This is a genomic window from Saccharophagus degradans 2-40 (assembly GCF_000013665.1).
Classification (GTDB): domain Bacteria; phylum Pseudomonadota; class Gammaproteobacteria; order Pseudomonadales; family Cellvibrionaceae; genus Saccharophagus; species Saccharophagus degradans.
Genome location: NC_007912.1, coordinates 1564113 through 1584792, shown reverse-complemented (window position 1 = coordinate 1584792; position 20680 = coordinate 1564113). Strand labels below are relative to the sequence as shown.

The 20680-nt window shown below is 45.7% G+C and carries 19 protein-coding genes; 8 read left to right on the top strand and 11 right to left on the bottom strand.

Going from position 1 to position 20680, the window contains the following annotated elements; genetic code table 11:
- Positions 1-30: 30 nt before the first annotated feature.
- The 4 genes from greB to SDE_RS06470 all read right to left on the bottom strand — a co-directional run bounded on the left by greB (position 31) and on the right by SDE_RS06470 (position 4487).
- Complete coding sequence (gene greB, locus SDE_RS06485) at positions 31-504, bottom strand: transcription elongation factor GreB (RefSeq protein WP_011467717.1); 474 nt, start codon at positions 502-504, stop codon at positions 31-33.
- 108 nt (positions 505-612) lie between these two features.
- The gene (locus SDE_RS06480; protein WP_011467716.1) at positions 613-1887 is read right to left on the bottom strand and encodes an HD-GYP domain-containing protein; all 1275 of its coding nucleotides are present in this window, start codon (positions 1885-1887) and stop codon (positions 613-615) included.
- 12 nt (positions 1888-1899) lie between these two features.
- On the bottom strand, positions 1900-3129 hold the full coding sequence (locus SDE_RS06475; RefSeq protein ID WP_041324334.1) for an HD-GYP domain-containing protein: 1230 nt from the start codon (positions 3127-3129) through the stop codon (positions 1900-1902).
- Between the two features lie 164 nt (positions 3130-3293).
- A complete protein-coding gene (locus SDE_RS06470; protein WP_011467714.1) occupies positions 3294-4487 on the bottom strand; it encodes an amino acid aminotransferase in 1194 nt (397 codons plus the stop codon).
- Between the two features lie 288 nt (positions 4488-4775).
- On the opposite strand from SDE_RS06470, the gene SDE_RS06465 reads away from it, so the two are divergent.
- Positions 4776-6341: a SulP family inorganic anion transporter gene (locus SDE_RS06465; RefSeq protein ID WP_011467713.1), complete on the top strand. Its 1566-nt coding sequence runs from the start codon at positions 4776-4778 to the stop codon at positions 6339-6341.
- A 281-nt stretch (positions 6342-6622) separates the two neighbouring features.
- Here the strand turns inward: SDE_RS06465 and SDE_RS06460 are convergent, their stop codons facing one another.
- Positions 6623-7138: a shikimate kinase gene (locus SDE_RS06460; protein ID WP_011467712.1), complete on the bottom strand. Its 516-nt coding sequence runs from the start codon at positions 7136-7138 to the stop codon at positions 6623-6625.
- A 187-nt stretch (positions 7139-7325) separates the two neighbouring features.
- Between SDE_RS06460 and SDE_RS06455 the strand changes: the two genes are divergently transcribed.
- The 3 genes from SDE_RS06455 to cydB all read left to right on the top strand — a co-directional run bounded on the left by SDE_RS06455 (position 7326) and on the right by cydB (position 10505).
- On the top strand, positions 7326-7889 hold the full coding sequence (locus SDE_RS06455) for a GbsR/MarR family transcriptional regulator (RefSeq protein ID WP_011467711.1): 564 nt from the start codon (positions 7326-7328) through the stop codon (positions 7887-7889).
- Positions 7890-8064: 175 nt separating this feature from the next.
- Positions 8065-9504: a cytochrome ubiquinol oxidase subunit I gene (locus SDE_RS06450; RefSeq protein WP_011467710.1), complete on the top strand. Its 1440-nt coding sequence runs from the start codon at positions 8065-8067 to the stop codon at positions 9502-9504.
- Positions 9501-10505 (top strand): cytochrome d ubiquinol oxidase subunit II, encoded by a 1005-nt coding sequence (cydB, locus tag SDE_RS06445; RefSeq protein ID WP_011467709.1) that lies wholly within the window; start codon positions 9501-9503, stop codon positions 10503-10505. The genes SDE_RS06450 and cydB overlap by 4 nt, the downstream gene beginning before the upstream one ends.
- A 297-nt stretch (positions 10506-10802) precedes the next feature.
- Here the strand turns inward: cydB and SDE_RS06440 are convergent, their stop codons facing one another.
- Positions 10803-11501: a PEP-CTERM sorting domain-containing protein gene (locus tag SDE_RS06440; protein WP_011467708.1), complete on the bottom strand. Its 699-nt coding sequence runs from the start codon at positions 11499-11501 to the stop codon at positions 10803-10805.
- A 311-nt stretch (positions 11502-11812) separates the two neighbouring features.
- Between SDE_RS06440 and SDE_RS06435 the strand changes: the two genes are divergently transcribed.
- From SDE_RS06435 to SDE_RS06420, 4 genes are all read left to right on the top strand, one after another.
- Positions 11813-12562 (top strand): rhomboid family intramembrane serine protease, encoded by a 750-nt coding sequence (locus SDE_RS06435; protein ID WP_011467707.1) that lies wholly within the window; start codon positions 11813-11815, stop codon positions 12560-12562.
- Between the two features lie 65 nt (positions 12563-12627).
- Positions 12628-13479: a GNAT family N-acetyltransferase gene (locus SDE_RS06430; RefSeq protein ID WP_011467706.1), complete on the top strand. Its 852-nt coding sequence runs from the start codon at positions 12628-12630 to the stop codon at positions 13477-13479.
- A 21-nt stretch (positions 13480-13500) separates the two neighbouring features.
- Positions 13501-14109, top strand: coding sequence for a hypothetical protein (locus tag SDE_RS06425; protein WP_011467705.1), 609 nt, complete (start codon positions 13501-13503; stop codon positions 14107-14109).
- 103 nt (positions 14110-14212) lie between these two features.
- Positions 14213-15745 carry a polyamine aminopropyltransferase gene (locus tag SDE_RS06420; RefSeq protein WP_011467704.1) on the top strand — a complete coding sequence of 511 codons (1533 nt, stop codon included), beginning with the start codon at positions 14213-14215 and terminating at the stop codon, positions 15743-15745.
- Positions 15746-15748: 3 nt separating this feature from the next.
- Here the strand turns inward: SDE_RS06420 and speD are convergent, their stop codons facing one another.
- The 5 genes from speD to lysS all read right to left on the bottom strand — a co-directional run bounded on the left by speD (position 15749) and on the right by lysS (position 20606).
- Positions 15749-16156, bottom strand: coding sequence for an adenosylmethionine decarboxylase (gene speD, locus SDE_RS06415; RefSeq protein ID WP_011467703.1), 408 nt, complete (start codon positions 16154-16156; stop codon positions 15749-15751).
- Positions 16157-16635: 479 nt separating this feature from the next.
- Positions 16636-17418, bottom strand: coding sequence for a ThuA domain-containing protein (locus SDE_RS06410; protein ID WP_011467702.1), 783 nt, complete (start codon positions 17416-17418; stop codon positions 16636-16638).
- An 81-nt stretch (positions 17419-17499) separates the two neighbouring features.
- Positions 17500-18357, bottom strand: a complete 858-nt coding sequence (locus SDE_RS06405) for an SDR family NAD(P)-dependent oxidoreductase (protein WP_226986477.1) — start codon at positions 18355-18357, stop codon at positions 17500-17502.
- Positions 18350-19051: a uracil-DNA glycosylase gene (gene ung, locus SDE_RS06400; RefSeq protein ID WP_226986476.1), complete on the bottom strand. Its 702-nt coding sequence runs from the start codon at positions 19049-19051 to the stop codon at positions 18350-18352. The genes SDE_RS06405 and ung overlap by 8 nt, the downstream gene beginning before the upstream one ends.
- A gap of 46 nt (positions 19052-19097) precedes the next feature.
- Positions 19098-20606: a lysine--tRNA ligase gene (gene lysS, locus SDE_RS06395; protein ID WP_011467699.1), complete on the bottom strand. Its 1509-nt coding sequence runs from the start codon at positions 20604-20606 to the stop codon at positions 19098-19100.
- Between the last annotated feature and the right edge of the window lie 74 nt (positions 20607-20680).

Sequence of the window (20680 nt, the reverse complement as noted above, 5' to 3'; positions counted from 1 at the left end):
TAAAAAAACCAACTAAGATACGGGCCGAAGTTACGGCTCGTATCTTATGGCATTAATATACCAAGTTGTTTTGCCGGCCTCGGTTCGCACCACGGCTTCGTCGTCGACCTCTTTTTTTAACAGCGCGCGGGCCATAGGTGCATCAATAGAAATATAATTTTTTCTATTGAAAATTTCATCGTACCCAACAATTCGAAAAGTAAGTACTTCACCCTCGTCATTTTCGACTTCTACCCATGCCCCAAAAAACACCTTCCCCTCTTGGTCTGGGTGATACTCCACTACTTTTAAGTTTTCTATGCACTTGCGCAAATAGCGCACTCGGCGGTCTATTTCGCGCAGACGCTTTTTATTGTATTGATAATCGGCATTCTCACTGCGATCGCCAAGCGAGGCTGCCCAAGATACTTTTTTAGTAACCTCTGGGCGCTCCACTCGCCAAAGCTCATCTAACTCGGCTTTTAAATCTTTTAAACCCTGCGGGGTAATTAGCGGTGTTCTCAATTTAACAATCCAGAAAGGTTTATTTTAGGCGGCGTATAATGCCATATTTGGGTAAGAATGAGCTACACAAAGCGGTAGGGTATTACAGAAGAAAACGAGCAGAAAAAACTAAGCGTCGCCCAAATGGTTGAGTATACCCGCCTCGAAGCAGGCTTTTAAACTAATGCCACAACTACCATCGCGCAGCATGTAACGTATAAAATATTGACGACTAAGCTCACCCGTCACGGTCAAAGCAAGGTCAACTAAACGGTGGTTGCACTCTTTTTTATTTTCGTCGCGCATTAATAAAACAAGTGGAAGGTGGCGGTAGTTTAAGTTGGTTTCCAACACTAACCCTACACAGCCATTCACCAACTCCACCACGCTACCTGGCGGGTACAAACCTATTGTTTGAATAAACGCCAGAGCAAGATTTTCGTCAAACTGCTGCCCCCGCACCTCGTAAATAATGTTAAGTGCCTGTGACGATGGCCGCGCTTTTTGGTACACGCGATCGGCGGTCATGGCATCGTATGCATCTACAATAGAAATAATTTTAGTAAACAGCGATGTATCAACACTGCTTAGCCCTCGCGGGTAACCTTTGCCGTCTGGGCGCTCGTGATGGGAATAAGCCACCTCAATTGCGCCTTCATACATGTCGCGCTTTTCCATCAAAATATTGCGGCCGTGAGTTGCATGGGCCTGCATCATTTTCATTTCTTTATCGGTGAGTTTACTCGGCTTATTTAATACGGCTTCGGGTATTTTTGTTTTACCCACATCGTGTAAAAAACCACACAAGCCAAGGTTTATCAATTGCGGTTTACGCAACCCCAACTTACGGCCAAATACAGTGGCGAGAATACATACATTTAACGAGTGCTCTGCAGTGTAGGCATCTTCATCGCGCATGCGCGTCATCCACATTAACGCATCGGGGCTACGCACAACCGATGCCACTACATCAGATACGACACCTCGTGCCGTTTGGGTATCTAGCACTCCGCCAGCACGTAGGTTATCTAACATTCCCTTGGTAAATTCTGAAGCTTTTTGAATAAACCCATCGACAAATTTGTGTTCTTCTATGGAACTATGAACAACTTCATACTTAGTAGGCTTACGGCCAATTAACACACCAGATTCAAAATCCACTTTACCAGTGTGTAATGGCTTGGGTCGCCCTAACACCCAAACGTATTTACAGTATTCTGCAATTTTTTTAATATCGTCGGGGCTTTCTATATAAAAGCCTTGAGTTAAGAAGGGGGTTTCTAACCAATCGCGATCCAATGCGGTAACAAACATACCCACGTGCAATTCGTTAACGGGGGTTTTAATGTCAGACAAGCCGAGCATTCTTTTGCTCGGGTTATTGGGGTCGTCTTGATCAATCATATAAAGGTGCCGCTAGTGTTTTAGAACTAAACCACGCTTTTGATACTCTCTTAAAACAATGCCAAAACTTCCATCCCGCCAAACCTGCTTGATTAAAAAACGACGTGGCAAATCGCCGCTTTCAACTTGAATCAAATCTACGATTTTTTCTTTTGCGCGCTTATTTTTTTGCTCATCCAGCAATAATATTATTCTGGGTAAGTGCCTAAAGGTTTGGTTACTTTCCAACACTATACCCACCTCTCCGGTGTAAAGCTCTACAAGGCTGCCCGGCGGGTATAAGCCAATAGTCTGAATAAACTTTAGCGCTAATTGCTCATCAAAATGGGTGCCTCTGGCTTCATAAATTATTTTTAAAGCCTCGGTTGAGGTTTTCGCTCGGGAATAGCAGCGATCTGCGGTCATGGCATCGTATGCATCGACGATGGCAATGATGCGCGTGAAGAAGGAAACACCGCTCCCAGGTATTTTTCTTGGATAACCTGTACCGTCCATTCGCTCGTGGTGGCTGTAGGCGGTATCAATTGCGCCGGCATATATACTTGGCGTGGACATAAGCAAGTTACGGCCGTGTACAGTATGCGCTTTCATCATGCGCTTTTCTTTTTCGGTAAGCTCGCCGGGCTTATCTAAAATATCTACCGGCACACGCATTTTACCTACATCGTGTAACAAACCACATAAACCTAGTTTTTCTAAATCCTGCTCATCCAACCCCAATTGCTTGCCGAATGCGACAGCTAGAATACACACATTTAAACTGTGCTCTGCAGTGTATTCCCGCTCGTCTCTAATACGTGCCATCCATAGCAGTGCATCAGGGTGTCGAATAATGGATTGCACACATTCGCGCACAGTCTCTTTGGCTTGCTCGGTGTTAATGGCTTCGCCAAGACGAATATTATCGAGCATACCCTTGGTTTCGCGGCGAGCGGCGCGAAAGGCGTTTACCATTTTACGCTGCTCTTCTTTCACATCTACATGCGGCTGAAAGCGCGAACGAGGTGCCGAAGTAGCAGTACCCACACCCGAGCTATAGGGGCTAGCTTTATGCGGTGCAGTATCTACCCAAACATACTCGCAGTACTCCGACACGATATCGATGTCTTCAGTATCTTCGAGTAAAAAGCCCTGCATAATAAAAGGTGTATCTAACCAGTCGCGATCGAGCTTGGCCACATACATACCTACCCGCAGCTCGCCAACATGTAATTTAGTTAGGTTTGAGCTACTTCCTACCATTTCACCTGTTTCTCGCTATCCATTTTTTATGCAACCTTAACCTATAACAGCTTAATTGGTAGGCTCTTACTACATTATAGAAGGGAATTACGGTATGTACGCATTAGATGAGAAGTTTCCTACAGTTCATTTAAAGCAGCCATACCACCAGCTGCCGTGCTGCGCTACAGCACGGCAGTTAGGGCTTTCACCAGCGGATCTATATTCGTTGGCGTAAGCCCAGCAACGTTAATGCGGCTGCTGTCCACCATGTAAACACTGTGCTCTTTAATAAGCCGCTGCACCTGCTCGGGCGTTAAGCCTAAAAACGAGAACATGCCTTTTTCGCCGGTAATAAAATGAAACCTATCGCCGTATCCTTGCGCGGTCATCGCATCTAATAATGCTTGGCGCATGGTTTGAATGCGATTGCGCATCAACGCCAGCTCATCCACCCAAGCTTGGCAAAGCACAGGGTCGGCGAGAATAGTTTCTACAATTGCCGCGCCGTGCGATGGGGGCATGGAATAAATACCTCGCACTATGCGCATAATTTGACTGGCAACGGCAGTGGCGCGCTCGGTGTTTGCGGCAACAACGCCTACTGCACCAATTCGTTCGCGATACAAACCAAAGTTTTTAGAGCAGCTATAGGCAAATATCACTTCGGGTAACTGATCGGCCATCATGCGCAAACCCGCTGCATCTTGATCTAAACCATCCCCAAAACCTTGATAGGCCATATCTACAAACGGGATAAGCCCTTTTTCTGCACATAAATTAGTAAGCTGTAACCACTGGGCCAAACTGAGGTCCGCCCCACTTGGGTTATGGCAACATGCATGCACTAATACAAGGTCGCCGGCCACCGCAGACTCACGCAGCGTGGTTAGCATATCGGCAAAGCGAATACCGTGGCTCTCATAGTCGTAGTATGGGTATGTGGCTATCTCCATACCAGAATCACCAAGCAGTGGAACGTGGTTACCCCACGTGGGGTCACTTACCCAAATTTTTGCTTTCGGGTTGGCGGCCACTATTAGCTCGGCAGCGACACGTAAGGCTCCACAGCCCCCAGGGGTTTGCATAGCTATAGCGCGGTTGTCTGCCAATGCTGTGTGCTCATCCCCTAGAATAAGCTCAAGCACCAAGCGGTTAAATTGTTGGTTGCCGGCAGGGCCAATGTAAGATTTAGTTTGTTCGGCTTCCCACAAAATAGATTCGGCTTTTTTTACCGTTGCCAATATAGGCGTATGACCTTGGGCATCTCGATATACCCCCACCCCCAAATCGATTTTGTTGGGATTTGAATCGGCCGTAAATTGGCCAATTAACCCAAGAATGGGGTCTGCAGACAACAGCGATAAACGATCAAACATAACAGCCTTCTTAAATAAGTTTAATGGTAAGTGTGCTAGTACCTTATGCGGGCCTATGCGAGCGATTATAACCACAAACCGCGCCTGCAAACGCTAAAAACGCACGTTTGGCTAGCCCCTCGCTCGCGCTGTCATTAAATCCTCACCATCACTGCCCATAATTTGAGCTAAGCTATGGGTTCTGCTACTATGCGCGCCCCTTTTAAGGCGGGGCCTCTCACGCAACCCAATTGCGTAAGCGCGATGCACTCCCCAGCCTTACTCTTTCACCCTTCATGTAGTCGTAGTATGTTTAATTTAATATATAGAACGCCAAACAACGTTAAAAACGATTTACTTTCTGGTCTTACGGTAGCCCTTGCCTTAGTACCCGAAGCTGTAGCCTTTGCATTTGTGGCGGGGCTAGAACCTATGGTGGGTTTGTATGCTGCCTTTATGATGGGTTTGATTACATCCTTGATTGGTGGCCGCCCAGGTATGATTTCTGGTGCAACCGGCGCAACAGCGGTTGTAATGGTTGCCCTTGTTATGGAGTACGGCGCCCAGTATTTATTTGCGGCCGTTTTGCTTGCAGGTGTTATTCAAATTGGTGCAGGTATATTGAAGCTAGGTAAATATATTCGCATGGTGCCTCACCCGGTAATGCTGGGGTTTGTAAACGGCTTGGCGATTGTTATTTTTCTTGCTCAGCTCGGCCAATTTACAGTTAAAAATGAAGTGGGCGAAAGCGTGTGGATGGAAGGCACCATGCTTTACACCATGATAGGCCTTATAGCTTTAACTATGGCGATTATTCACTTTTTACCCAAGCTCACCACAGCAGTACCCTCTTCGTTAGTAGCCATTGCTGTAGTTACTCTACTTGTACATTTTACTGGCTTGGAAGCGCGCACGGTTATCGACTTTGTTCGCGATATGCTACCAGCAGAAGAAGCGGCAACAGCGACATTAAAAGGTGAACTACCCAGCTTCGCTATTCCAGCCATTCCTTTCACTTGGGAAACGCTGCGCATTATTTTCCCTGTTGGACTTATTATTGCTGCAATTGGCTTAATAGAATCTTTACTTACCCTTACACTTATTGACGAAATAACCGGCACGCGCGGCCACGGCAACCGTGAGTGTGTAGGCCAAGGCGTTGCTAACACAGTAAACGGCTTTTTTGGCGGTATGGGCGGTTGCGCCATGATAGGCCAAAGCATGATTAACATTAACTCTGGCGGTCGCGGGCGCTTATCAGGCGTAACGGCAGCCATTGTATTGCTCGGCTTTATTTTGTTCGGTGCAGCCCTTATAGAAATTATTCCACTGGCGGCACTTGTAGGCGTAATGTTTATGGTTGTGCTGGGTACGTTTGAGTGGTCATCACTGCGTATTATTCGCAAAATCCCACTCTCGGATGCCATTATTATTATTTTGGTTTCCGGCATTACTGTTATTGCTGACTTAGCTATTGCCGTAATTGTAGGTGTGATTGTTTCTGCACTCGTTTTCGCTTGGAAACACGCACAACATATTCATGCAGAAGTTACCACCGACGAAAACGGCACAAAAATATATTCTTTACGCGGCCCTGTCTTTTTTGGTTCTGTTGCTAACTTCAAAGAATTGTTTACACCAGAAACAGACCCAGACAACGTAATTATTGATTTTGTACGCAGTCGCGTTAGTGATCACTCGGGTATTGAAGCGCTAGACGGCCTTGCAGAAAAATACACTGCTCTTGGCAAAAATCTAAGTATTCGCCACCTAAGTAAAGAGTGTATTCAGCTGCTAGAAAAAGCGGGCAACCTGTGCGAGGTAAACGTACTGGAAGACCCAGACTACCACGTAGCAACCGATAAACTCGGCTAACTACAAAGTACTGGCCAACAAAAGCACGGCTCCAACAGAAGCACAAAAAAAGCCCGCTATTTAGCGGGCTAGTTATATACACATCAATAACAACAAACAAACTACTTCGGAGAAAACCATGATATAAGCTGCGGGCTTGCTGAAAGTCACTGCGGCCTAACGAATCACTTACTTTATTTATAGTCCATTTAAATAATACGCAAAGGATCAATGTGTAATAACGCATGGCTTTATCATTAAAAACCATAATATAGACCGCTATTTCTACCCTCCCAGCTAACTTACCCCACCGAATTCAATAATAATTGCTCTATTTTCTGCAAAATTGCAGCCTGAGATTGCTCATCGCAGTTAACCGTATGTGTTGCCCAGCGCTCATACAGGGGCAGTCGCTCTGTATATAAATCCTTTAATGTCGTGCCCTCTGCCACCGCCAAACCGCGGCTAGAGGCATTAGTAACGCGATGCTGCATAGTTTGAAAGCTAACCTGCAGGTAAATACACGGCCCTAACTTTTGCAATCGAGCCATTCCTTGTTCGCTATACACCGCACTGCCACCGGTAGACACAACAGCGTTTGTTAAATTCGCACTTAATAGCACTTGCTGCTCTTGCTCACGCAAAGCTAAATAGCCGTTTTCTTCTAAATACTGCTGCAAGCTCATACCCACCGCCTGCTGGATAAGTAAATCTGTATCCACAAACTGTTTAGCAAGCGTTTTAGCCAACTGCACACCAAGCGTACTCTTGCCTGCGCCAGGCATACCAATCAACGTTATCGAATCATTTTTTTGCATACTTGTTTAACCCTTCGCTTGCTGCTCGCCCAGAATGGCATCTCACTACCATTATCCTCCCTCGGCAACGAAAGTCATCAAATCAATTGGCAGCAACATTATTAAAAGTTTTGCTATGACTTAGCGCAAACAGAGTTTATAATTTTCAGTAATTTCTGAAAATTCATTTATTTCAATACGAGAACCTATGGATATCCCTCCTCTTTCCGCTAAAACAGAATCGTTTGTGCACCACTTCGGCGAAATGGGCAGCCGCTGGGGGTTTAATAGAACTGTTGGCCAAATGCTTGCGCTAATGGTTATACACCCCACGCCATTAAATGCAGATCAAATATCCGGCTTACTTGGCGTAAGCCGTGGCAATGTAAGCATGGGTATAAAAGAGCTGCAGTCTTGGCGCCTAATTAAAACGCAAAACCAAGCGGGTGACAGAAAAGATTACTTTGTTGCCGCAGGCAGTATTTGGGATTTAGCCCGCACAGTATTTGAAGAGCGCAGCCGACGAGAAATTGCCCCCACGCTAAGCCTATTGCGCTCGCAATTACTTGAACCACCGCAAGATGAAAACGACAAACTCAGTTACCAAAAAATGGAAGAAATACACGACATTTTGGAACTGGTCACCGAATGGTCGAATAGTTTAAACAGCCTTAAGCTAGAGCAAATTCAAAGCTTAATGAAACTGGGCTCGGGTATAAGTAAAGCGCTCGAGTTTAAAGACAAAATAGTAGGAAAAGGAACCTCTGAATAATCGCTTCGCTGTTTTTCTTGCTAAGGACTAAAGCTATTAGCAGCGAAGAACGCCTTGCGACAGAACGTTTTGATTCTCGCAAAAAGCGATTAAGTTAATCAGCGTTCCCTAAAAATTAATACATTTCGTTTAGTTTAATACACCCAAGCTAGTTAACAGACTGGAGGTAAGCAGTATGTTGGAAGGCCTCGTAGTATCAGGCGTAGACACATTAGCAACACTTGGCACCAGCACCACCGCCCACAGTGACACTTTATTTTTATCCCGTATTCAATTCGCGCTTAATATTAGTTTTCATATTCTATTTCCAACCATCACCATTGCTCTGTGCTGGATACTTTTTTATTTTAAATTGCGCTTTAACTTAAGCAACAACCCAATATGGATGCGAGCGTATCGTTTTTGGGTAAAAGTATTCGCGTTAAGTTTTGCGCTGGGTGTTGTAAGTGGCGTTACCATGTCGTTTCAGTTTGGCACCAACTGGCCGGGCTATATGGCAACAGTAGGCAATATTGCCGGCCCGCTTCTAGGTTATGAAGTGCTTACCGCTTTTTTTCTGGAAGCCACCTTTTTAGGCATTATGCTGTTTGGCGTTAATCGCGTATCCAATCGCTTACATACTTTTGCCACTGCCGTTGTTGCCATAGGTACAACTCTCTCGGCATTTTGGATACTCGCGTTAAACTCTTGGATGCACACACCCGCGGGTTTCGAAATGCGCGACGGCGTTGCGCACGCTACCAGCTGGTGGGACATCATTTTTAACCCCAGCTTTATGCACCGTTTAACCCATGTGCTAATAGCCTCAGGCTTAACCTCTTCGTTTTTAGTGGCAGGTTTATCTGCATATCGCATATTAAAAGGCGATACCAAACGTGCACCTAAATTAGCATTGCATACTGCAATCGTATTAGCAGGCATTCTCGCACCGCTGCAAATATTTGTAGGCGATTTACACGGCTTAAATAGTTTCGAAAATCAACCCGCTAAAATTAGTGCCATTGAAGGCGTATGGCACACAGAACAAGGCGCCCCTTTATTGCTATTTGCTTTGCCCAATGAGCAAACCCAACGCAATGATTGGGCTGTAGGTATACCCAAACTAGCTAGCCTCATTCTTACCCACGATGCACAAGGTGAAATAAAAGGGCTAGACACATTTGATGGCAACCATCCTCCGGTTGCACCGGTTTTTTGGAGTTTTCGCATAATGGTGGCCACGGGCATGCTTATGCTTGCCAGTGCATGGTTGGGCTGCTTTTACCTTGCACGCAAAAAGCCGTTCCCCCGCTTATATTTAAAAGCGATGGTGGGCCTTACGTTTAGCGGGTGGGTCGCAACACTGGCAGGTTGGTACGTTACAGAAATAGGCCGCCAGCCTTGGCTGGTAACAGGTATATTAAAAACGCAGGATGCAGTAACTAACTTACCCGCTGGTAATGTGCAGTTTTCACTTACAGTCTACGCCGTAACCTATGCCGTGCTATTGCTCGCTTATATCCATACCTTAAAAGTAATGGCCAACAAAGCTGTAAACGTAGAAGAGTTTGAAACCCATAACCCCAGCGCAGACGGCAATTTAACTAACCTTCCAACAGAAGGAGAACAAAAATGATAGATGCCTATTGGTTACCCGTTATTTTTGCAGGGCTCATGGCGCTGTCTATTTTGGTTTACGCTATGCTCGATGGCTACGATTTGGGCGTGGGCATTTTAATGCCATTACATAAAGATGAAGAACCCACTCGCGACATTATGATCGCCAGCATAGGCCCCTTTTGGGATGCCAATGAAACTTGGCTAGTATTGGCGGTTGGCTTGTTACTTATTGCCTTTCCCAGCGCTTACAACCAGCTATTCTACTACCTCTACATTCCAACCATTGTTATGTTAATCGGCCTTGTTTTACGAGGTGTGGCGTTTGATTTTAGAGCCAAAGCTGCAGTGAGTTACAAACTTATTTGGGACTATTGTTTTAGAGCCGGCTCGCTACTTACTTCGCTCGCGCAGGGCTATATGCTGGGCATGTATGTAATGGGTTTTAATACAGACCCAAGCAGCATTATGTTTTGCCTGCTAAGTGCACTCGGTGTAACAGCCGCATATTGCTACATAGGTGCGGCATGGTTAATTATTAAAACCGAAGACCAGCTTCAGCATCGCGCTGTTCGCTGGGCCATTTTATGTGGGCGCGTAACTTTTATTGGTGTGGTTGCGGTTTGCATTGTGAACCTGTGGGTTAACCCCGAGGTGTACAGCCGCTGGTTTACATTCCCACTAGTAATGTTTGTACTGCTACTGCCTGCACTTTGCATGACCGCATTTTTTGCCAACGACTTTTTATTAAAAAAGCTACCGCTTACTAACGATAGATTAAACTGGCTGCCCTTTGTAATTACCGCAGTGATTTTTATGGGCTGTTTTTGCGGCTTGGCGTTTAGCTTTTACCCAGAAATATTCCCGGGTAAATTAACTATTTGGCAAGCAGCGAGCGCACCAGAAAGCTTGCGCTTTATTTTAGTTGGGGCACTTATCGTCATTCCGGTAATTTTGGCTTACACATTTTTCGCGTACAAAGTTTTTCACGGTAAAGCGACTGCCCTTCGTTACCACTAAGTGCAGTCGTGATTACATAATACAGCAGCATAAAAAAGGCCAGCGAATGCTAGCAACAGACTGATGGCAAACCTGACGCAGGTAACTCAGCGAGTAAGTTCTTAGGGTGAAAGATCAAAAATGCTCAATTCAGGGACGAATTGAGCAAGTTATAGGGACATATTCATACGTTTTTTGAGCTTTCACCCTAAGAATTTACGGATCTAGAAGGATTAAGCTCTTCGCAAAAATAACAGAGGGGTTTATAAATAAACTGCGGCCAGCGACTGCTGGCCATTAGCTTAAGCTCATATATTCTTAAATATGTTTTCTAGAAAGAAAAAGCGCCGTTAAGCCCAAAGCAAATAAAAAGAAAGTATTTGGCTCTGGCACATGCGCGACAATGGTTGAGATTGCACCTACAGCATCAATATCTGCCCCAACGCTTGCGCCACTTGTTCCGCCCTCACTCGCCACATCGGTAAGCCTTACAAACGAAAACAAATTGCTCACGCCAAAACCAAAAGCATCTAAATCAATTCCAGAAGTAGAGCCTCCTACGCTGCCTACACTTTCCCAATCCACGCCGTCTGTACTTACATCAACAAGCGTATCTTCCACATCGGGGCCAACCTCAAATATCCATAAATCGTAATCACTGGAATTGCTGCCCGTTAGGTAGTTATCTATAAATTGCAGAACAATGCTGCCACCAGCACCAAGAGACACAAAGCGACAATCTGCAGCATTAGAGCAAGCACCACCTCCAGCATAATCTGGAGTACCCAGCGCTTTAGATGCATCCATATTCGCAGCAGTTAAGCCGCCACTACCTGGGGTGTAACTCACTACAGCATCAGCAAAAGATACCGCACCTGCAGGAAATTCCGCAGAACCCTGTGAATTGCCGTATGGAATAGACCAAGCAGATAAAGAGCAAACGAGAAGAGCGAAAGCTGCAACAACACTCGTATATGTAATTGTGCCATTGTTTTTACTATTTTTTTGCATATCCATTTTTAAAATCTCCTTTTTCTAAATGGGTGGACTTATGTAACAGCAACCTACATACCAAGTTATTTTTTTGCCCATTTTTCATACAGTTAGCATTTTATGGCACCATAGTCATCACACCTAATGTAAAGCATCTCGACGCCTTACTAATCGCTTTAAAAACTGAGACATTTTATTCGATTAAATGGCTTGTTAATTGGCAAGCCCCCCACCACTCGAGTAGTATTCGCCGCAATCAAAACGGTTAACACCTCGATGCCTCTAGGTGAATACACCTGAAAAATTGCGCAAGCCCCGCCCAGCAAGGAAAGATCATGTTCCCCATTCGCGACGACAACCCTCAAATAAATCAACCAATTGCCACTTATACCCTTATTGGGCTTAACGTCGTTGCTTGGTTTGCGCTACAGGGTGCCGGCTTCGGCGACCAGCTTCACACCTCGGTTTGCCAATACGGCTTAATTCCTGCCGATTTATTTGCAGCGAATACAAGAGGCCCTTGTGGCGAAGGTGGATTGGGATGGGCTGGGTTATTTAGCTCTATGTTTATGCACGGCAGTTGGATGCATATACTAGGCAATATGTGGTTTTTATGGATTTTCGGCGGAAATGTCGAAGATTCCATGGGCCCGGTGCGGTTTACTATTTTTTACTTTTTATGCGGCATTGCCGCCGCCGCGGCGCAAATAATTACGAATACCGCATCGCCTATTCCTATGGTGGGGGCGTCTGGGGCAATTGGTGGCGTAATGGGCGCTTATATTGTGCTGTTCCCCAAGGTAAAAGTTCACCTATTGGTTATGTTTATCATCACTTTTCGCGTGCCCGCTGTCGCTATGCTCGGCTACTGGGTTGCAGTACAACTGCTCGGCGGAATTACATCGTTGGGTGCATCTGGGGGCGGAGTGGCATTTTGGGCGCACGTAGGCGGCTTTGCCGCTGGCGCTGCGCTAGTATGGCTTTTTAAAGATGAAGAGCTTTTGCTAAACCATCCATACCACGGCTGGAACCAAACCTATACCGACCCAACGTCGGTATGGGATGACCCGCGCAACCGGCAATAGTGATAGCCAAAGCCAACAGAATTAGACACTACACACCGTAAAAACAAACGTATTTGGACAAACACATGGAAAATACTCTACCAGCGGTAAACGGGCTGCCCGAATTGCGGCCTATGTATATGAGCGACTTACCTACGGTTGTAAAAATCATCGACTACTACGATGACGACGACGCAGAGGCTGCCGAAGCGGATTTTCACAACAACGGAATGGAAGATCACTTCGTACTTGAGCTCGACGGCAAGGTGATTGGCGTAACCGGCTACCGCACTGTACCTGCTACAGATAGAACCTGTTGGCTTTCGTGGACATACCTCGCAAATACACACAGAGGCAAAGGCTTGGGTAAATTTATGACCCAAGAGCTAATAGAAAAAGTCAAACACATCCAGGGCCGCAAAATATTTGTAAAGGTTTCGGATTATGATGACCCCAAAGAAGGTAAAATCTACGCTGCCGCCCTTGCCATGTATCAATCGCTTGAGTTTATTGAAGAAGTGAGAAGCGTAGATTTTTACGACGAAGGCGAAGATCAGATGATTTTAGGCCTAAATCTTAGCGACGACGCCTCCTTCGCTGATGACGAGCAAAAAGTTGCGGAAGAAAAGCCGATTATTCGCTTCAACGGTATGCATGAAATAGCCGAAACAGAGGGCGCCTATACCTTTCGCTGGGAAGTAAGAAACAAGAAAAAACTGTTTGGAAAACGCAACTTCACGGTGGAAGACCTACAAATAGGCCTAAAAGCCGTAAAAAATGACGGGGGCAGAAAAATATTTTTGACTTTCCCGTCTAATTTGCCTCTAATCCATACTCCACTGCAGGCGGCAGGATTTAAGTATGTTGGTCAATTAACCGACTACTACGAGAAAGGGGTGCACGAGTTTCATTTCTCTCACGACCTCAGGAATATCTAACAAACTAACAAGGATTTCACTATGAACCCACTAAGCATGGCTAAATACGGCCTAATTGCAGTAGCTGTTATTGGTTATATTGCATACAGCAACTTATCTGGCCCAAGCACAAGCTACACAGAAGAAAGCATCGACCTGAACGCGGTACTCGACGTAACCGTTGATACCATATACGCGTTTGAAGAAAACGCAGAGGGCGAGCCACAATTAGGCCCAGATGAAACCTTTATTGCGTTCTCTGAAGACCTAGCTGAAAACTACAATGCCGCACAACCAGCATTGCACACCAAGCCTATTGGTGTTGCACCTAAAACCGACGCATCGTTACTTGCCTACGAAGACTTAAACAGCAACAACGAAATGGACCAAAACGAAGACGCGTTATTTTTGATTGAAGTAGACGGTGAAAACTCGCGCGTTATTGCTACAAGCCGCAGCGGCGCCGTAAACGACCACCACTTTAGCGGTACTTCATTGTTGGCCGGTTACCTTATTGGCAGCATGCTAAGCCGCCAAAGCGCTGCAGGTGTTAATAAATCTGCACTTGCAAACAAGCAGCCTGTAACAGCTAAAGCCGCAGCGAGTGCACGTGCACGTGCAGGTTCTGGTAGCCACTCTTCGGGTAAATAACCCGTTAGTACGGTACTCCTTAAATAGATTGTTACACCCCCTAACGCTCCGGTTTGGCTAACCTTTCCGGAGCGTTTTTATTTGGCAAGCCTTAAGTAATCTCATGAAAACACCACTTACCGATATAAACGCTAAACAAGCTGGCGTACTACTTTTCTCTATTCTTATTGTTGCCCTATGCGGCATTGTTTACGAATTAATTATAGGCACTGTATCCAGCTACCTATTGGGTAACAGCGTGCACCAATTCTCGCTCACCATTGGCTTTTTTATGTTTGCCATGGGTGTGGGCTCGATGATTTCTAAATACTTTGACGATCAGTTTGTACGTAACTTTATTTTCGTCGAAATTGCTATCGCACTTGTGGGCGGCATTTGCAGTATTTTGCTTTTTATAGCCTTCCCAATGGCGCGCGCCCTGTACGAACTGGTGATGTATAGCCTAATTTTAATTATCGGTGCGCTCGTGGGAATGGAGATTCCAATACTCACATCTCTACTTGCGCAAAAAAGAAGCTTAAAAGAATCGATAGCCAATGTTATGTCGCTAGATTACGTTGGCGCACTTATTGGCTCAGTTTCGTTCCCCCTACTGCTATTGCCCTCACTGGGGCTAGTGCAATCTTCATTTGCTATTGGCTTAATTAATATTCTTGTAGCAACAATAAACGTTATTGTATTCCGGCACTACCTGCGGCACTACCACGCTATGCTATTAAGCTGTATTGGCATTTTAGTGTTGCTTACCGGCTGTATTTTTTACGGCACAGTGCTTACCCGCTTTGCAGAAAAACATTTGTACTTTGACCAAGTAATTTATTCCACTCAAACCCCATACCAGAAACTGGTGGTAACGCGCTCTACCACCACGCGTGAACAACGCTTGTATATAGATGGCCACATCCAATTTTCTTCGCGGGACGAATACCGCTACCACGAATACTTAGTGCACCCAGTTATGTCTATTCCCGGGCCGCGTAAAAATGTACTTATTCTTGGTGGTGGCGATGGTCTAGCCGCGCGGGAAGTATTGAAATACGACGATGTAGAAACAATTCACTTGGTGGATATCGACCCCGAAATGCTGCGCATAGCAAACGAATTGCCCATGCTGCGCAGGTTGAACAAAGGCAGCCTCGACGCCGAAAAGCTCACAGCGTTTAGCCAAGATGCGTTTAGCTTTATCAATGAACCCGGCATCGATTACGACCGCGTAATTATAGATATGCCCGACCCGCACAATGAGGCAATTAACAAGCTGTATTCGCGCGAGTTTTACACCATGATAAAACGCCGTATGACACCAGAGGGCATTTTAGTCAGCCAAAGCTCATCACCCTTTTTTACCCGCCACGTATTTTGGTGTATAGAACAAACATTAGATCACGTGTTCGACAATACACTTAGCTACCACACTGCATTGCCTTCATTTGGTATTTGGGGGTTTAATATGGCGAGAAATAACGTGGCGTTTCCTGCAGATATTGAGTTTAATATTGAGACCAGAGCATTAACGCAAGCAAGTATGCAGGCGGCAAGAAACTTTGATAAAGATATAGCTAAGGTTGAAACAACAGTGAACTCTATTATGGAGCCCAAGCTCTACCACTTATATATAGAAGACCTGCGCCGTTAAGCGTTACTCTTTACCGCGCAGTATTTCAGATATCTTGGTTTTTGTAGGCTTAAATACACGCTCTAACAATGCTACAGCATCTTGTGGCTTGGCATCGCCGCACATAAACACATCAAAAGCGGCGTAATCTCTCTCTGGCCAAGTGTGCACACTTATGTGTGATTCGGCCAACAGCGCCACGCCAGTTACACCGCCACCTTGCGTAAACTTGTGTAGATGAATATGCAACAACACAGCTCCCGCCACACTGGCTGCGTCGGTAAGCGCCTGCTCGAGCACATCGACATTTTCTAAATAGTGCGCACCCCAGAAATCCACAATAAAGTGCCTACCTGCGGTATCAGACTGCACCAGGCTAGATTCGGTAGATTGCGGCTCTTGATAGCTTTGGCTGGTTTTTACATCAATCATGGGTGGCGCATCCTGCATTTACATCTTTATAAATGGTAATTATTGGTGGGCGCGGCAGACGCCCTCAAAGGCTCAATGCCCAAAAATCTAGAAAAATGAGTATTTTGTGGTGCACTACAATATACACAGGCGCCCGCTGACGCAACAATTTGCTACTTTGCTTGGTGCAACACTAATAATGAAAAACAGCCCGCTAGGGGCTGTCAGGCTGATGACAAACCAGACTCAGGTAACTCAGCGAGTAAATTCTTAGGGTGAAAGATCAAAAATGCTCAATTCATGGACGAATTGAGCAAGTTATAGGGACATATTCATACGTTTTTTGAGATTTCACCCTAAGAATTTGCGGATTTAGAAGGATTAAACTCTCCGCAAAAATAATAGAGGGGTTTATCAATAAACTGACAGCCCGCTAGGGGCTGTTCATTAATCCATTTTGGTAGCAGCTTTAAAATATAGCACTGCTGCTTACAAGGCCATTAGTTGCTTGTAGCTTGTTTCTTAATGCCTTTACCCGTCACGGCCCAGTACAAGCCGCCGTAGATATGCTCCATAAATAGAGGGTCGCTATAGGTAGAGCCCATATGGCCAAGCGCGGTATAAAATGCGCGACCGCCGTCATACTCGTGGTACCACGCTATAGGGTGAAACTTACCCATACCCTTGCCAGCTACACGGCCCCAGTCGGCTTCGGGGTCATAGGTTTTTTCGTCTACCGCCAAAATATAGTTCAAACCATCTATACGCTCTGCGCCAAACTCATACCATTCTTCGGTCCACAATAAGCGATCTGGCATACGCTCTAAGCCAGGAAACTTGCGATCGAGCACCTGTAACTCACCGGTTTGAATTTCGGGGTGGATATGAAACGTGCGACCAACCATTTTAGTGTACCAATCCCACTCATATTCGGTGTCGGATGCGCTGTGAATACCTACAAAGCCCTTACCAGATTGAATAAAGCGCTCCATGGCACCCTGCTGCTCTTCGTTTAAAATATTGCCAGTGGTGAGCAAAAATACAATGGCGTCGTATTGCTTAAGGTTATCGTCATTAATACGGCCAGCATCCTCGTGCCAATCCACTAAAAAGTGGTGCTTTTTGGCCAAGGTTTCCATTGCTGTTACGCCGGCATTAATAGACTTGTGATGCCAACCATCGGTCTTAGTAAACAGCAACACTTTAAATTGCTCAGCACTAGCGGCCACCGACGCCAGCATAAAAACGCACGCAAGTATTCGAGTAATTAGAATGTGATTCATACCCTTTATCCTTTGTTAACTATCAATAATTATTATTTGAAACCAGTAAGCTATCACAGGCAGGGTAAAAACAGAGAAAGACTAGCTGCCCGCTTTACGTAATACATAATCCATCCAACGGCCCGGCAACAACACTTTTAATATTGCCATGGCGTATGTTGGCACCGTAACAAAATATCGTTGTTTTGGCCTGCGACTTTCTAATGCATGAATTAATTTTGCGACCACTGCGTCCGCTGGCAAGGTGAATGGCGCCGCAGGCCCCACTTTGCGCAAGCGCTCAATAGCGGTTTTATACATTTTGCTATGGCGAGTGTTGTGTATATCTACGTTTTCTTCCAGCGCTACTAGCGCATTTTTTCTGAAGTGTGACTCAATTGGCCCCGGCTCTATAAGGCTAATTTTTAAACTCGACCCAGCCAACTCCAAGCGCAAGGTATCAGTTAAGCCTTCTAGCGCAAATTTAGAAGCGTTATAGGCGCCGCGCATAGGCATCGCCGCAAAGCCCAATATCGAGCTGTTTTGAATTAAACGCGCATCTTTTTGCTGCAGCAAAGTGGGCAGTAATTTTATCGTGAGCTCGTGGGTGCCAAAAAAGTTGGTTTCAAACTGCTTGCGTAACGTATCGCGGGTTAAATCTTCTACCGCCCCCGGTTGGCCGTAAGCGGCGTTGTTGAACAGTGCGTATAAATTGCCCTTACTTATCGCCAACACTTGCTGCACCGCGCGCTCGATTGATTGTGAGCTAGCCAAATCTATCTCAACTGTATCTTCAACATTCACTTCGCGCAGAGCATCAGCGCTAGCCAGTTTTCGCACACCGGCAATCACATGATAACCGCGCTCAACTAGGGTTTTGGCCGCACAGAAACCAATACCTGTGGAGCAACCTGTAATAAAGATTATTTTTTTGTCGGCAGCCATAACGTTGTTACTCACTTGGGGGCACACGCCAATCTATTTCGGTGAGACCTTGCTGTGCTAAAAATTTATTCGCTTGCGAAAAGTGGCTATTACCAAAAAAACCACGGTGCGCAGAAAGCGGTGATGGGTGCACAGATTTAAGTACATGGTGCCGTGTGGTATCGATAATGTTACCTTTTTTATGTGCATAGCTACCCCACAATAAAAAAACGATACCTTCGCGATGATTATTCAAAGCCCCTATAACTGCGTCGGTAAAAGTTTCCCACCCCTTACCCTGATGCGACCCAGCTTTGGCCTGCTCGACAGTCAAGGTGGCATTTAACAGTAACACCCCCTGCTCAGCCCAGGACTGCAAACAACCGTGGCTTGGAATATCAAACCCCAAATCGTTGTGAATTTCTTTGAAAATATTCAGAAGCGACGGCGGAAAGCGCACGCCTGGCAATACAGAAAAACACAGCCCGTGGGCTTGGCCAGGGCCGTGGTACGGGTCTTGCCCGAGAATTACTACTTTTACGTGCTCAAAAGGCGTGGTATTTAGTGCGTTAAAAATGTTTTCGCCTGCGGGGTAAATAGTTTTACCTGCTTTTTTTTCGCGAAGCAAAAATGCTTTTAACTCTGCCATGTAGGGCTGCTCAAACTCTTGCCCTATTTGCTGCATCCAGCTTTCACACAGCTGAACGTGTTTACCGTTGGGTTGCATCATAGAAAAACCAGTGTTGGGCACCCCTATAGGAGTGCCCACAGGATGTTTACTCAGGACGCATATGCGGGAACAACAATACGTCGCGAATAGATGGAGAATCGGTTAGTAACATAACCAAACGATCGATACCTATACCTTCACCCGCAGTTGGCGGCAAACCGTATTCAAGTGCTCGCACATAGTCGGCATCGTAATGCATAGCCTCGTCATCGCCGGCGTCTTTTTCGGCAACCTGCTCTTTAAAGCGCTGCGCCTGATCTTCAGCATCGTTAAGCTCCGAAAAACCATTAGCAATTTCACGACCACCCACAAAGAACTCAAAACGATCGGTAACAAAAGGGTTACTGTCGCTTCGACGAGCAAGTGGAGATACCTCGGTTGGGTACTCTGTAATAAAAGTTGGCTGAATTAATCTGTGCTCAACGGTTTTCTCGAATATCTCGATTTGAACCTTGCCTAAACCGTAGCTGTCTTTTAGCTGAACACCGAGGTTTTTAGCTACTTCACGCGCGGCCTCAAGGGTATCGATATTCTCTGCTTTTAATTCTGGGTTGTACTGCAAAATAGAGTTAAACACAGATAGACGTGTAAACGGCTGAGCAAAGTCGTAGGTAACGGTTTCTGGCTCGTCGTCGCCTTTGCTTGGCAACGTATTCACAACTTTCGTATCGCCTAACACAGTTTGAGCTAGGTTGCGCAGCATGTCTTCGGTTAAGTCCATCAGGTCATTGTAATCCGCGTAAGCCTGATAAAACTCCAACATAGTAAATTCTGGATTGTGACGAGTAGATAACCCTTCGTTGCGGAAGTTGCGGTTAATCTCGTATACCCTTTCGAAACCACCTACCACCAAACGCTTAAGGTAAAGCTCGGGTGCGATGCGCAAATACATATCCATATCTAGCGCATTGTGGTGCGTAATAAATGGGCGTGCAGACGCACCACCAGGAATAGTTTGCAGCATGGGCGTTTCTACTTCTAAAAACGCTTTTTCGTTTAAATAGTTTCGAATAAATTGCACAACGCGCGATCGAGTAACAAAGGTTTTTCGCACTTCTGGGTTTGCAATTAAATCCACATAGCGCTGACGATAACGCATTTCTTGGTCAGCCAATCCATGGAACTTATCCGGTAGCGGGCGCAATGCCTTAGTAAGCAACTGGTATTCATCTAAGCTTACATACAAGTCGCCTTTACCGGACTTATGCAGCACACCTTTTGCACCAACAATGTCGCCCAAGTCCAACGACTTCGCGAACGGACGCGCTTCTTTGGTTACGTATAGCTGGATGCGGCCGCTGCCATCTTGCAGCTCCATAAACGCACCGCGGTTGCGAATAATACGACCGGCCACACTCACCACTTCAGCCGCTTCTTCTAAAGCCTCTTTAGTTTTATCGCCATGGCTTTCTTGTAAATCTTGCGCTTGATTTTGCGGACGAAACTCATTCGGGAACGCATTGCCCTGCTCGCGAATTGCCGCTAACTTGGCGCGGCGCTCTGCTACTAATTTATTTTCGTCATCGGTATTAATTGGTGTTTGTGAATCGCTCATGTATTCGCTCAACTTTTTTAGTCGTTGGATAAATCTTAAAATTAAAAAATTACTGGTTGCTTAGGCGCTTGCCT